This is a genomic window from Pseudoalteromonas sp. Of7M-16, assembly GCF_022347805.1.
GTDB classification, from domain to species: domain Bacteria; phylum Pseudomonadota; class Gammaproteobacteria; order Enterobacterales; family Alteromonadaceae; genus Pseudoalteromonas; species Pseudoalteromonas luteoviolacea_F.
Genome location: NZ_JAKRFY010000023.1, coordinates 97,356 through 111,097, shown reverse-complemented (window position 1 = coordinate 111,097; position 13,742 = coordinate 97,356). Strand labels below are relative to the sequence as shown.

Here is a 13,742-nt window from a genome sequence, read left to right as displayed (position 1 = left end):
TGAGTTAATTATCGTGGTCGGTAGCCCTTTACACTTAGTCGTATTACATCGCTGTTGTCCTTTGAACTTAGACCCTGAAACAAGTTCAGGGTGACGGAGTGGGGGAATGTGGTTGAGTTATTTATCGTGGTCGTTAGCCCTTTACACTTAGTCGTTTTACATCGCTGTTAGTCCATTGTACCGTCGTACTGAACTTGCACGATATCGCCCTGTACTTGCTTCGCTCGCATTTCGCATGATGTCATCCTGAACTTCGCACGATGTCATCCTGAACTTGATTCAGGATCCATGTTTTTAATACTAGCTACGTTTTAGAGGCGATGACCTCAACAACTGTCAAAGCTACCCATTTCCCCGAGCATAAAAGTGCGGGCTTTGTCATTGGGCTTTTGCACCTGACTTGCGTATTAGGAAGCGTCTTTGCCGCCTTCATTTGTTGTAGGCCTTTGAACTTAGACCCTGAAACAAGTTCAGGGTGACGGAGAGGGTGAATGTGATTGGGCTGTTTATCGTGCTAGGTAACCCTTTATGCTTAGTCGTTTTATATCGCCGCTGTCCTTTGAACTTAGACCCTGAAATAAGCTCTGGGTGAAGGAGAGGGTGAATGTGATTGGGCTGTTTATCGTGCTAGGTAACCCTTTACGCCTAGTCGTTTTACATCGCCGCTGTATTTTGAACTTAGACCCTGAAACAAGTTCAGGGTGACGGAGAGGGGGAATGTGATTGAGTTATTTATCGTGGTCGGTAGCCCTTTACACTTAGTCGTTTTACATCGCTGTTAGTCCATTGTACCGTCGTACTGAACTTGCGCGATGTCGCCCTGTACTTGCTTCGTTCGCACTACGCAGAATGTCATCCTGAACTTGATTCAGGATCCATATTCTCAATATTAGCTACGTTTTAGAGTTGGTAACCCCAACAACTGTCAAAACTATTAATTTCACTTTGCGCAAAAATAATGTCAGCACTGCGTGCATTGCCATTAGACTTTTGCACCTGCCTTGCGGGCCTGTTTGTTGGCACTATAGTAAAATTCATATGTTCGTATTTTCTCATGCTAATAATGAAATACTGTTGCTTTAATGGCAATAAAATCCTGGTGCACACGTAGTGCATAGATAGACCGAAATTGTGCTCTCATTGAAAAAATAAGCTAACCTATTTCATCTCTTATTATTAGTTTTTGACTTTAATCTAACGACTTATTTATTTTTAATATTTATCTGTAATTGATTGTACTTGAAGTAATACCATAAACCCTGTTATAAACTTCTTTTCGGCATAATAACAATAGGTAACACTATGTCCAAAAAGGACTTTGTTAGTCATTTACTTACAGAATGTGATGTCATGATCCGTTACGCGTCAGGCGAAGGGAAAACCATGCCAAGCTATATTCCAAATACTGTTTATCAACTACAAAATAAACAAGCGGTAAATGATGGGGATGGCCTGAACCTGCTTTTAGAGCATGAGTTGTCAGCGCTGACTAAATGCCATAAAGAATTATCTTTACTTGTCTATCCAGCTAAACCGCTCACATTATCTATTATGGACAAAGAGTCAAGTTCCGTTAGTTTGTTGAGGTTTTTAGGTCCAGTAAAGCTTGTTCGACATATGTCTTTACTTGCACTATTTTTCTTAGTTTCAATCATTGCATTGTCAATTTCACCAGAAGTAAACCAAAAGACAATCAATGAGGGGCTATTTAATTCAGAGGGCAAAGTATTATTGCTCAACCAACTATTTCTATTATGTTGTGCAGGGCTTGGAGCCACATTCGCGTGTTTACACAAATCTCGCAGCTTTATTCGCATGTGCAACTACGACCCTAAGTTCGATTCGACATATTGGTCTATGGTGATAATGGGCTTTATGGCTGGTTTGATGATTGCCGAGTTAATCCCCACTCAAGAAATTACCCAAAATCATTCTTCTTTAGGTGACTTTCACAAACCTTTGGCAGCATTGCTTGGAGGTTTTTCCGCAGATGTTATTTATAGTGTCCTTAGTCGTTTGGTGGAGGTTGTGAACCAATTGATGGGAAGTGCTGATCAAAAAACCAAAGAGAAGGTAAAAAATACGCTTACACAAGCCGAGTTAGCTGAACAATTACAACAGCAAAATAAAGACATTCAAGACTCTATTTCTCAGAATCAGAAAATAAACCAACACTTGCTGTCGACTATTGCAGATGAGCTTACTGTCTCACAGAAAAGCCAAGAGCAATTAGGTTTGCCAATGGAGTCAATGAAAAAATCTACTGCAATGAAGCCTACATCGTCTGTACAGACCGCTCGAAAGGTTACTTTGAATAAAGCGGAGGCAGCGGTAGCTGAATAATACTCATAATTATGTGCCTTGAAAGTATAGATAAAACTAGAGCCTGTAATTTATTGTACATTCTAAAATAAAGGATTACATTTAAAACGAGTGTTACAAAACAGGCTTGTCTATTTGCAATTATTTATCGTTTTCGCTGTTACCTTGCTTTGCTCGTTATCTGTATCCGCTTTTACTAAAAAGCAGTTGTTGGAGCATGAATTGCAGGTGGTCTCATCACCTTCTCTTGTTCTGTCCATGCAAAATCCACCTGCTGATATAGATAATGTATTTTGGTTAACCCTAAAGGCTCGGGCTGCTTTTTTTCGTGGAGATATCCAAGCTGCATCCTCGTATTTCGATGTAGTAAAATATAATGTACAAGATGCACCGTTACAGCTATCTTCAGGCTATTGGTTTCTATACCGCGCTTTTTTCTCTATAGAACAGGGTGACTTGGATAAAGCAAAGCAATATATTAACCAAGCTCGTTTAAGCTTCACTCACAATAAAGCGACTGATTTTCTTATCCGAACTTATGCTATGGAAGCCGTCATTTCCGTCTGGCGCGAAGAATACAGTTTCGCTCTAAAGTCGTTACAATCCGCTCAAAGCTATATGTCGAGAGGAAATTCTGAGCTCGATAGTATTACAAAATTGATGGTTTTTGATGGCCTGACAGCCTACTATTCAACATTGAAATTTTATGTTAAAGCGCTGGGCTATGCGCACCAAGCACAAGAGCTGGCGAGTAAACACAATAATATTTTGGATGGCTTACCGGTAAAGTACAACCTTTGCTTGACCTTACTTAGGGCACAACTTATTGACAAGGCTGAGCTATGTTATCAGCAAATGTATAAGTTATCTGAACAGCATAACTTGCCGAGATATCAATTTTGGTCTCTTTCAGGGCTTGGCAAAATAGCTCTGTCAAAAAAAGATTTTAGCAAGGCTATTTCGAACCTAAAAGCGGCTCAAAATACCCAGCATAATGCGATTATTAACCCAGCACATATTATTGTATTACATAACAATTTGGCTTATGCGTACTCTCAGGTTAAGCAGTTTGATAGTGCGCTTGCGCAAATCGTTCAATCCAAATCAGTACTTAAGTCATATCACAGTCCATTGAATAACCGCTATGCTCGTCAGACACTGAAAATTGAAGCCGATGTGCATCAATCGAAGCAAGATCTACCACAAACCATTTCCACATTGCGTACCTACATTAAGTTACTGGAAGATAACACGGCACAATCGCAAGAAAGGTTAGAGCATAATGCAATTGGGGCAGCTGTTTTCGACAGAAAAGACCTACAAATGCGTACCCCACAGCAAGGCAATGACTATATCTCAAGTTCATTCCAACGCAAGGACCAAGAGCTCACAAAGGCGTACATTATAATTGGTTTATTGGTCACGATTTTACTGGTCGTGGTTGTGTACTACAGACAATCTAGAAGTAACTTAACCAAGGTGTTGCATTACAAAGATCTGAATACTGGCCTATACAATCGCCGCTATTTTATTGAGCAGTTTGAGCGGATTACCAATAATGGTCTTGATTACGCTATGGCCCTTATCGAGTTCGATACGGACAATACTAACGAGTACGATAGATCTTTACTTAGCGAAAAAGAAGTTAAGTTTGCTGCGGAGCAGTTATCAATGCAATTTAGAGATGACGGTGACTTAGTTTGTAGGGTGAGTGAGCGTGAGTTTGTGATCTTGTGTCAGGGCATGAAAAAACCAGTTTTGCAAAAGCGTTTATCTGTATTACAGCACTTTTTTACAGCGCAAAAGCAGTTACACCCTATCAACTTTTCTGGTGCACTAATATGCTCAGAAGAGGGCGACTTTGGTAATATTTTTGCAGAGCTGGAGAGTCGCCTTATTCATGTAAAACGAACAGCGCATGGACAGGTCGTTGCCTTTTAAGCACCTGCCCAATACACCTTTAGTATTATTAATAGCTATAGCTAATGTGTTGGAAAAAGCGCATAGTCACGTCTTGTTTTTCAGGATTTATAGGTAACTGGGTAACAAAACGTCTTACCATGGTTTCAACATTATTCATAAATTTACCGTAACCAGCATCTTTGTTATCGCTATCATTTGCAACAAGGACAAAATGCATTACATCGCATAAGTGAGTGGCGTCCCATATTGTGTGGGTTTGTCCATCAACCAAAGAGGTATCAAAGCTGAGTTTTTGAAGCTCTCTGTTGTGGGCTGATTTGTCAATTTGGCTATTGCGAATAATGGGCATTCTTCCATCAGCGACAAAACCGACATGCGACAATTGAAGTTGGCTGCATGTTGTTAACAGCATATCTTCAATATGTCTGTAAAATGCGCCGTAGTCGCCAGGGCGTAACAAGTGCTGATATTCGGTTTTAATGGCACGAGTAATCGGGACAGAAAAGGTTACATAAGTAATTTCACTGTGTGCTTCGGGTAATGAGCAATTACGAGCTTGGTATCTAGGATACAGGCTTCTTAACTTGTAGCCATATGTCTCTCGGTGACCCTTAATTTTGGAGAAAATGTCATAAGTTAGATGCTGATGATCTCTGACTTTGAAGCTTATATTTTCTTCTTCATACTGAGTTTGAAGCGCGTCCAGTGCACGTTTAACTTTACTATGAAATGCTGCCGCATTTGCTCTTAGCTCATCACCAGTTGCTAAAAACAACAGTCGAATCTTTCTCGCTTGATGACCTTCATCACTATAAATTTTGTGCGCTTCATGGTACTTAGGGTTGTAGAAAAATAAAATTTGTTTGTCTGTTTGTAAGCTATATGCTTCTTCGTGGTAGCGCACAACAGGGAGCTTATCGTTGACAATAAGCTGTACGTTGTAAAGTTCATATTCATCACAAAGCGCAAACAGCTTTCTAGCGAGGCGCTGATAAGCACTTCCAACGTCGTCGAAACGATCATAGAAAGAGCTTTCAGGCTTAAATTCCGCCAAGATATAGTGGTTATTTCGAGCATTGGTTGGAATATAGACGCGATGTAAATTCAATGATGCCATTTTTAGTCCTTAACGATACACCTAGTTTTAGCTCATATTATTGAATTTAAATGACGATTTTATTGCGCTGGAACAAAAGTTGTCACATTGTTACAAGATCAAGTGTAACAATTATTAACGAGCCGGGTGTATTTGTACCGTAAATTAGAATAGCTCATTGGACAAGTAAATGATTCTCGTTTAAAGTTTGTGTAGTTGATATAGGAACTTTGAAAATGAATTTATTGCCTTTAAGCGATCGGTCTCTCAATTTTATAGCATTAGCAGCTGCCAACAAAAATAATGCAAATTCATGCGATCTCGCCATTTTGGAAGGGCATTATGACATTGATGTGCTAACAGAATGTGTCAATAAGATCGCAAGCACACATCCAATCATGCAAAGCCGTGTTGTTAAAAAGGGGTTTAGATATTATTGGCAATTTGATGCACAGCTTTACCCAGAAAAGCGATTTTTAGACTGGAGTGAGCAATATAGTAATGTTGAGCAATGGCATGCGGCTCTCCGCCAGTTTGTCATTGATAATCCCATAGATCCTTTTGACGGCTCTGGGGTTGCATTTGTATACGTTAAATTTAGGTCATACAGTGCGCTGATGTTTCTATCGTCACACGCTGTGTCAGATGCTCGAAGCGGTTATATTTTATTTGAGCAGTTGCATGCATTGCTGACTGATCAACCGATCCCAAATCAGGATAATAGTTTTTGTGAAGATCATTTGCTTTTTGATAGCGTGACCTATCAAGCGATGTTTAAAGCCGCAGCCCGTCTAGCATGTGAGTTATTCAAGGCAAAAAAAACAATTCCTATCAAGGCCTCAGGGCAGTGGCAGATTGACTATCACGACCTTGGCGTTGAAGCCACTGAGTCTGTTCTGGCGTGGGCAAGAAAGTATCAGTTTTCGGCAAACGTTGTACTGAACTATGTATTCAACAAGGTGTTAAACAATGGCAAAAAATACACCATGATAGAAACCATGTCGGTACGTACACTGTCTAGCCGAAATTTGTCTTCATCATATAACAACTTAATTCTGTCATTTGGCTCGGATATAGGTGGTGATAGTAATTGGATGCAAGTATATCAATCACGTTTAAACAGGTTGAAATCAGGTGACCATACAGTTCATCAAGCTGAGCAGCGTTTGCAGTCTTTGTCAATAAACTTGATGCCCAGGCGAGGGCTTAAGTTACTCGTAGATAGCTATAAAAGATTATTTCTTAATGGTAATGTGATCTTGTCAAATTTAGGGAAATTAGAGTTTGATTTAAAAAGTATCGGAAAATGTAAAATTATTGATATTTATAACTTTAGTGTTCCATTACCTCCAGCAGGATTGGCGATTGTCGTCAGTACTTATCAAGGAAGATTGCGAATTTCGTATGCTCATGAGGGTGGGGATATTACGTCTATCAAACGTGCTGTTGAGTGTGAAATCGCCTCGCTTAATGAGTAATTAGTCGTGTTGAAAGCATGCAAAACATGGCGGCAAGTTTTTAGTGAATGTTGACGCCACAATGATTAAGTGAGCATGCATTTTGTCTCTCTCATCATAACACTTTTTGTAATTGCGATTACGGGAAATTATGTTCACAACACCGCCTATTCTCGATTGAATTATTTTGTTCTACACAGAATTTGGTTATACATCAATTAAGTAATGGTTTATATATTGTATTAATTTTGTTTTCACATAATTCTTAAATGTACGTCTTTCCTCCGATATAAATTTTTTTATTGGAGAAATGATGTTACATACAGGGGAGTTAGTTGCAGCGAAACAAAGGCAACTAAAAGGACATAGTGAGTTTTGGACAATTTGGTTAGAAAACAAAGAAAAGTTATTAAGCTGTTGTCACCGATGGCTGAGAAATGATGGCGAAAAGGTTGAAGATGTTTTAGCTCTGACATGTGAAAAAGCATTTAGAGCTTATAGTCAGTCAAACTATAAGATAGAAAATGAATTTGCTTGGTTGTGTCGTATTGCTCATAACTTATGTATGGATGAGCACAGGGCAAAAGCAAAACATCAAGATATTGTGAATCACGTATCCGAATTACCCGACCATTTTTTTTTCGCAGATAACCAATCCGCATCATTAGAAAGCGACCACTGGAATACCAGTTTATATAATAAGCTCGTTAAAGAAATCGCTATACTACCCACAGACCTACGCTTGGTAATGCAATATAAATTTTTATACGAAATGGAATACGCCGAAATTGCATCCAGGCTTCAACTATCACTAGAAAATGTGAGGAAACGAGTACAACTAGCGCGGCGTCAATTGATCAGTCTTAAGGAAGAATATAAGAAGTACAGTTAAGACTTAATAAAACTTAAAATTTAGTATGAAAATAATAATATAAAAACTCTATACAGTCTCAGTGCATATCAATAAATTAATTCACAAATATCGATAGCTAGCGTTTATAAGTTGCTAGGTTTTTGAACATTAGCCCAACCTTTAAAGTGGCCTCTGTACTGAGGCCACTTTCTATTTCAACTGCAATTTACAGACTTCGTTTTAGATATCATCGAAAACTTTTCACAAAAAATATGTTGCTTCGTCAGTAGGGTATTACATTCGCAATAACCAGTCTAAAGCTGTTTATTGTTAAATCAATCAATAAGACTTTTCCGACTTGTCCCATGTTGTGGGAGATGTGGCGGAGCGTTTCTAGGATTTGAGATGACAACAATAAGAAATTGGTACGTTGTTTATACTAAGCCGAATACAGAAAAAAAATTCACGGAGCAAGTTTCGTGTATTAAAAGTGGTTGCGATGTCTTTTTACCTTTGCAGGTTGAAAAAAAGCAATGGAGCGACCGTGTAAAATCTATATCCACACCTTTGTTTAAATCATACGTGTTTGTTTATGTGGATGACTTTGAATACCACCATATTAAGCGCCTTAATGGCTTTGTTGACTACATTAAATTCAACGGTAAGCCTAGTATCGTAAGTCCTACCGAGGTAGCCAAAATTAAAGCCGTTATTGCATCTGGATATCGATGTGAGCCTGTCCCAAATCAATTGTCTGTTGGCTGCATAGCTGAGATAAAAGTGGGGGCTTTAAAGGGGTATCAAGGAAAATTACTTGAGCACAAGAATGATTCCGTATTTGCAATAGAGATTCAAGGCTTAGATCAAAGTTTACTGATGTCTGTACCTAAGGATATGTTGCAGATTGTGGAGGCATCATGAAGCGGTCTGTTTCACAAGAAGCCATTGAGTCTTTAAAAGTGCAATTGATTTGCCACGAAGGGTTGATCTGCAAGCCAACCCGAAATGCGCAGGGAGAACTGATAATAGGTGTTGGCAGAAAACTAGAGCATGTGGGAGTGAGTGAACAAGAAGCTGAGCGCATGTTGGAAAACGATATCACGAGTTTAATTCGAATACTGACCCATGAGTTACCGATTTTTAACCAACAGAGTGAATTGCGAAAATTAGTGCTTGTAAATATGGCATTTAGTATCGGTGTCGAAGGGTTAAAGAAGCTGAAAAAGCTATTAGCTGCGCTGTGTGTTGAAGACTATACATTGGCCGCTGATGAAATTTGGCATGGTGGATGGATAAGTGAGCATAGTGATAGGGCCATGGAACTGGCGATTATGATGAAGCAGGGGTGATGACGATGAATTCAACTGCGCAGCAGGCCCAATCACAGATTAAAATTGAAAAACAGCTTGCACAGCAGTTTTTCAAAGTTGGTGCTGCACTGGCAAACAATGATCAGGACTTGCAACAAAATTTGGCTGCACTGCAAAAAGTCTTAGATAAACTCGTTCACACACCTAGGTTTGAACTTGTAACCCGGGTTTTTTCACTCGAAGACTTTGAAGTAAGACTGATCGCATTAATCTATATCCAAACTCTTGAGCCTGACATTTTAACGCCTTATCTAGGTTTAAGTTGGTATGAGCAAGGGCCGCTACTGAGCTTGGATAAATTACTATTCCTTTGTCAATTTGGTGGTAAACGACAACTGCTTGCTCAAGGGGTTTTTTGGTGCTCTGCATTTAAATGGGGCCTATTGCACGCCGGCTCTGTGCCAAAGTTGCACGAAGGTGTTGGCTTGCATTCATATCTTTTGCAATTTTTGCAAACTGGGAAAGTTGTTTTGGCCCCAGAGCATCCCATAAAAGTGTTTGAGGATATAGAAACTGATCCGGTGTTTCTCGCTTGTAGCGAGAAATCGTGGGATCCCGAGCAAGCCAATTGCTTTTCTATCAATACAAAGGAGTCAGAAACAGCGAGATGGTACGCACAGCAGCTCGCTGCTAAATCAGATGCACTATTTGGCGTTATAAATAACGAGCAATTCGGTCAGCTCGAGAGCACCGACATGCTGCAAATACTTGCAGGCGTCATATTGGCGGCGAATGGCCAACGCATATTTCTCTATTTATCTGATTTTGAATGCCTTTTACCAATTGAAAATAAGCTACTTTCAAATCAGTGCCTAGTTGCGGCTAAGCTCCACTTATTTTCATTAAATTTGGGCCTTGTCGATAAAACACAGTTTAAGCCACATTTGGTCGAGTATCACGCGCCAAGTATCGACTCTTTGGCACGAGTTTGGAATACGCTATCACCAAATCACGATGATAAACAGGCTCATTCAATTGCCGCTCGATATCCAGTGTCCTTGTATAGAATGAACGAATTGGCACAGCAAGCGAAAGCTCACTCTAGTTCATCGTTTTGGCCTGCTTTGCAAGAGTTATGTTTACGGGAACTAAATCAAGGACCTGAGGAGTTAGCTAAGCTATCAGAGCCACGCTTTATGTTATCAGACATGGTTTTATCGTCTACTACTGCCGATCAGCTGACTGAATTAGTCGGGCGAGTTGAAATGCAGTCCCACCTCAAATTGAAGTTACCGAGGTTCACTCCAGGGTGCAAAGCACTATTTTGGGGAAAACCAGGTACGGGTAAATCTATGGCGGCTGAGGCCATTGCTGGAGAATTGCAGTTGCCACTTTACGTCGTGAATTTGGCAAATATCGCCAGTAAATGGATTGGAGAAACAGAAAAGCACCTTGCAAAGTTGTTTGACGAAGCTCAGAAGCACAATGCAGTGCTGATGTTTGACGAAGCCGACGCGGTTTTTGCTAAACGCAGTGCAGTTGAGTCTAGCCAAGATAAAAACGCCAATATGGGGGTGAGCTATCTACTTCAACGTATGGAACACTACAGCGGGTTGCTGTTGCTAAGTACCAATTTAAAATCGAATCTAGACGATGCATTTCTGCGCCGTTTCCATAACGTTATTGAATTTACATTGCCGACACCATCACAAAGGCTTCAAATATGGCGCCAAGTACTTGCAAGCAATGCAAACGAAGCTCTGATGCAATCCATCGATGACTTGGCGCAGCGATTTGAACTCAGCGCCGCGCAAATTATTAATATAACTGAATCTGCATTATTACAACGTTTAATGGTGCAGGAAGCGCACATTGATCCTATCTCATTGGCTAATGCACTTAAAAGAGAGCTTGCTAAACAGCATGAAGGGTTTATGGCGCAGCATGAAATTAAAGCTTGGTTGCAAGGAAACTAATATGGACCCAAAAATTGTTTATAACACACAGCAGGCACTGGAAACCTTTTTAACAGAGCGGATCTTGTCAATGAGCAAGGGAGTAGACGCGGAGTTAGAAGGCGATATCGCGCTGAGCTTTGTCGCGCCAGATAAGGCATTTTATGACAATAAAGTGAGCGACGAACCAACTGTAAACTGTTATTTGATAGGTGTGGCTGAAGACGTAACTCGTCGACAAAGCGAGCCACCAAGAAGTTATTTGAATACGGCGCAAACCCACCGCGTATATCATAAAGAGCCTAGATTTGTTTCCCTCACTTATATGTTGACAGTGTGGAGTAAAGCGGATGCAGGAAGTGCAGAGTTGGAGCATATGGTACTCAGTTATTTGCTATGTGGGTTAGGTGCGTATGACTTTTTGCCAGAGGATATTCTTGAAAAGCACGGAGTGGACGACAAACCCTATGGTGTTCGCACTCAGTTATTTGGCAATGAACACAGTGAAAAGGTCAGTGGGCAGGTTTGGCAGGCTTTAGGGTCAACGCCTAAACCAACGTTATTACTGTCGTTGTCATTACCTGTGCCGGTGTTTACTCCGGATATCTTACCTATTGTCCAAGACATTGAAACGCAAATGAATAATAAACAGGCTTAAGACCTTCATCAATAATCTAGCTCTATTTTACTTGCTACTCCTAACTCCCCTGAGTAGCAAAGCTTCTTAATTTACGACTAATCACCAAAGGTTAACTATGAAACATTCAGAACTTAATACTGAACTCCGTGGCTATTTCGAAAATGGAGACATCCCAACCGAACAGGAATTTGAAAAACTGATCGATGCAGCGACAGACAACAGCACCACGTTTAGCTTACTGGCACATTTATTTGGCACAACAGTTGATTGCGCAATTAGTGACATGATTGAAGACTTAAATAATACAGACACTTTGGCAGACGCGCTCGAGCCTTACTCTCTGGTCCCAGGAGAGCGTGTCATTTTATACCAGCAAAATAATGCCTCAGAGAATGGAGTGTATATTTATAGTCTGGTTGAGGCTGAACAGAGTGCTACGCCAAGCCTGACAAAACAGTCTGTCAACGAGTTTGAAGGGATGCTGATTAAGGCCAATCGATCTTTGGACGATAGAGCGAGCTACTATCACTACGTTATGCAAAGCGACTTACAAAACTTAGATTGGTCCAAAATTGAGAATTTTGATGTACCTGAATACTACTCTGAACACCTTCAAAATGCTCGTTTCCCAGCAACAGTAGACTTGACTCAACAAGGTGATATTGCCAATAGCCGACTCACGGCAAGTTACTTAGTTGGTAATGGTGAAGCGATAACAGATCTGAATAACAATAGCTTACCTGCGCAAATCGATTTGACTCAAGTAGCAAATGACTCAAGTATCACTGCTAAACATATTGTCGGCGATGGACAATATTTGACTAACTTAGACGCAGGTGAACTTACATTAGGTCAAGTGCCGTCACAGAGACTGAACTTTGCGCATATAGGTGACTTGAAACTCGGCAGTGACGAAAAGATATTAAACGCAACTCAGGGCCATTGGTTGAATCAAAAAATTCAATCGTTAGGTGCCTACACCTTCAATGAAACCGTGGTTACTTGTGCAGAGACGCAAGTCAGTATTGACCCTGCATTGCCACTAAACACATTAGATGGTGTTGCGCTTCAATATGGCGACCTAGTGCTGTTAAATGCGCAATATGACCCCCGTGAAAATCGAATTTGGCAAGTTCAAATAGATAAAACGTTGGCAATCCCGACGTCAGACATCACTTTGTACCCTGGTGTTGCTGTGGCAATTGCGGCTGGGACTCAACATCAACACAAGGTATTTGTATTAACCTCTCAGTTTACAGATGCACAAGGGCGCAATGAAAACCATTGGCAAGCAACTGCTCAGATAACACTGCCAGGGGCTGGGATTAAAGTCATCAATAACCAACTAGGAGTTGATGTCGCTACGCCAGCAGATATAGAAGCGGGTGTATCGGATAAGTTACTTGATGCAGCACAATTTAAAGCACAGCAATCGTCGGGTTCTGATGCGTTAAAAGCAGATTATAATGCCAAAATCACAGTTCAAAAAGAGCGCATTGATAGCATATTAGAGGCCAGTGACGCTGATGCTGATTCATTTAAAGAAATCGTAGACCTCATCAACTCTGTTGATACCGAATCAGATGAAGCATTTGCCAATTATGTATTGACCAATGATGCCCGTAGTTCGCAACTAGAAAGTGACTTGACGAACGAAACAAATACTCGTTCGCAGCAGGTGTCTTCATTGCAAACTAGCTTGCAGCAAGAAATTAATAATAGGGTGGCTGACTCGGCAAATCGTTATACAAAACCGGAATCTGACCAACGTTTTCTAAAAGCAGTGAATACCAAGTTAGTAGGTCAAGTGGATATATCACAGGCGACTTTTGCAGGCGACATGGCTGTAACGGGCGCAATTACTGCGACTGGTGATGTGACGGCATTTTCAGATGCTCGGTTAAAATCAAATATCAAAACAATTGATAATGCGCTAGATGTGGTCAATCAATTAGAGGGGGTGACGTTTGAGCGTGTTGATACACGTTCTGATAGACGCTATACAGGCCTGATAGCCCAAGATGTAGAAAAAGCCTTTCCAGAGGCCGTCTATAAACAAGATGAGCACCTATCGGTTGCGTATGGCAACCTCGTTGGATTGCTGGTTGAAAGCATTAAGGAACTCAACAATAAAGTGACTAGTCTGCAAAGCCAGTTAGTGGAACATGAGTCCAAATAACAGGGAT

Annotated in this window: 10 protein-coding genes; 9 read left to right on the top strand and 1 reads right to left on the bottom strand. The window is 40.6% G+C overall.

Annotation, left to right across the window (positions count from 1 at the left end; translation table 11 throughout):
• The first annotated feature begins 1,302 nt into the window (after positions 1–1,302).
• Positions 1,303–2,343, top strand: a complete 1,041-nt coding sequence (locus MHN81_RS20815) for a hypothetical protein (RefSeq protein WP_023399329.1) — start codon at positions 1,303–1,305, stop codon at positions 2,341–2,343.
• 114 nt (positions 2,344–2,457) lie between these two features.
• On the top strand, positions 2,458–4,263 hold the full coding sequence (locus tag MHN81_RS20810; protein WP_239426598.1) for a diguanylate cyclase: 1,806 nt from the start codon (positions 2,458–2,460) through the stop codon (positions 4,261–4,263).
• 28 nt (positions 4,264–4,291) lie between these two features.
• Here the strand turns inward: MHN81_RS20810 and MHN81_RS20805 are convergent, their stop codons facing one another.
• The gene (locus MHN81_RS20805; protein WP_239426597.1) at positions 4,292–5,362 is read right to left on the bottom strand and encodes a DUF3083 family protein; all 1,071 of its coding nucleotides are present in this window, start codon (positions 5,360–5,362) and stop codon (positions 4,292–4,294) included.
• 215 nt (positions 5,363–5,577) lie between these two features.
• Between MHN81_RS20805 and MHN81_RS20800 the strand changes: the two genes are divergently transcribed.
• The 7 genes from MHN81_RS20800 to MHN81_RS20770 all read left to right on the top strand — a co-directional run bounded on the left by MHN81_RS20800 (position 5,578) and on the right by MHN81_RS20770 (position 13,735).
• Entirely contained in the window at positions 5,578–6,819 is a 1,242-nt protein-coding gene (locus MHN81_RS20800) for a WSD1 family O-acyltransferase (protein WP_239426596.1), read from the top strand.
• Positions 6,820–7,108: 289 nt separating this feature from the next.
• Entirely contained in the window at positions 7,109–7,690 is a 582-nt protein-coding gene (locus MHN81_RS20795; protein ID WP_239426595.1) for a sigma-70 family RNA polymerase sigma factor, read from the top strand.
• Positions 7,691–8,056: 366 nt separating this feature from the next.
• The gene (locus MHN81_RS20790; protein WP_023399334.1) at positions 8,057–8,572 is read left to right on the top strand and encodes a UpxY family transcription antiterminator; all 516 of its coding nucleotides are present in this window, start codon (positions 8,057–8,059) and stop codon (positions 8,570–8,572) included.
• Positions 8,569–9,000, top strand: a complete 432-nt coding sequence (locus tag MHN81_RS20785) for a hypothetical protein (protein WP_023399335.1) — start codon at positions 8,569–8,571, stop codon at positions 8,998–9,000. Before MHN81_RS20790 ends, MHN81_RS20785 begins: the two co-directional genes overlap by 4 nt.
• Positions 9,000–10,937, top strand: coding sequence for an ATP-binding protein (locus MHN81_RS20780; RefSeq protein WP_239426594.1), 1,938 nt, complete (start codon positions 9,000–9,002; stop codon positions 10,935–10,937). The genes MHN81_RS20785 and MHN81_RS20780 overlap by 1 nt, the downstream gene beginning before the upstream one ends.
• A 1-nt stretch (position 10,938) precedes the next feature.
• Entirely contained in the window at positions 10,939–11,574 is a 636-nt protein-coding gene (locus MHN81_RS20775) for a Pvc16 family protein (RefSeq protein WP_023399337.1), read from the top strand.
• Positions 11,575–11,671: 97 nt separating this feature from the next.
• The gene (locus MHN81_RS20770) at positions 11,672–13,735 is read left to right on the top strand and encodes a tail fiber domain-containing protein (RefSeq protein ID WP_239426593.1); all 2,064 of its coding nucleotides are present in this window, start codon (positions 11,672–11,674) and stop codon (positions 13,733–13,735) included.
• Positions 13,736–13,742 lie beyond the last annotated feature (7 nt).

Bases quoted from the DNA above. Each gene is read 5' to 3' on its own strand.
- MHN81_RS20790 (WP_023399334.1), top strand. From the start codon at position 8,057: ATGACAACAATAAGAAATTGGTACGTTGTTTATACTAAGCCGAATACA.
- MHN81_RS20785 (WP_023399335.1), top strand. From the start codon at position 8,569: ATGAAGCGGTCTGTTTCACAAGAAGCCATTGAGTCTTTAAAAGTGCAA.
- MHN81_RS20775 (WP_023399337.1), top strand. From the start codon at position 10,939: ATGGACCCAAAAATTGTTTATAACACACAGCAGGCACTGGAAACCTTT.
- MHN81_RS20780 (WP_239426594.1), top strand. From the start codon at position 9,000: ATGACGATGAATTCAACTGCGCAGCAGGCCCAATCACAGATTAAAATT.
- MHN81_RS20795 (WP_239426595.1), top strand. From the start codon at position 7,109: ATGATGTTACATACAGGGGAGTTAGTTGCAGCGAAACAAAGGCAACTA.
- MHN81_RS20805 (WP_239426597.1), bottom strand. From the start codon at position 5,362: ATGGCATCATTGAATTTACATCGCGTCTATATTCCAACCAATGCTCGA.
- MHN81_RS20815 (WP_023399329.1), top strand. From the start codon at position 1,303: ATGTCCAAAAAGGACTTTGTTAGTCATTTACTTACAGAATGTGATGTC.
- MHN81_RS20770 (WP_239426593.1), top strand. From the start codon at position 11,672: ATGAAACATTCAGAACTTAATACTGAACTCCGTGGCTATTTCGAAAAT.
- MHN81_RS20800 (WP_239426596.1), top strand. From the start codon at position 5,578: ATGAATTTATTGCCTTTAAGCGATCGGTCTCTCAATTTTATAGCATTA.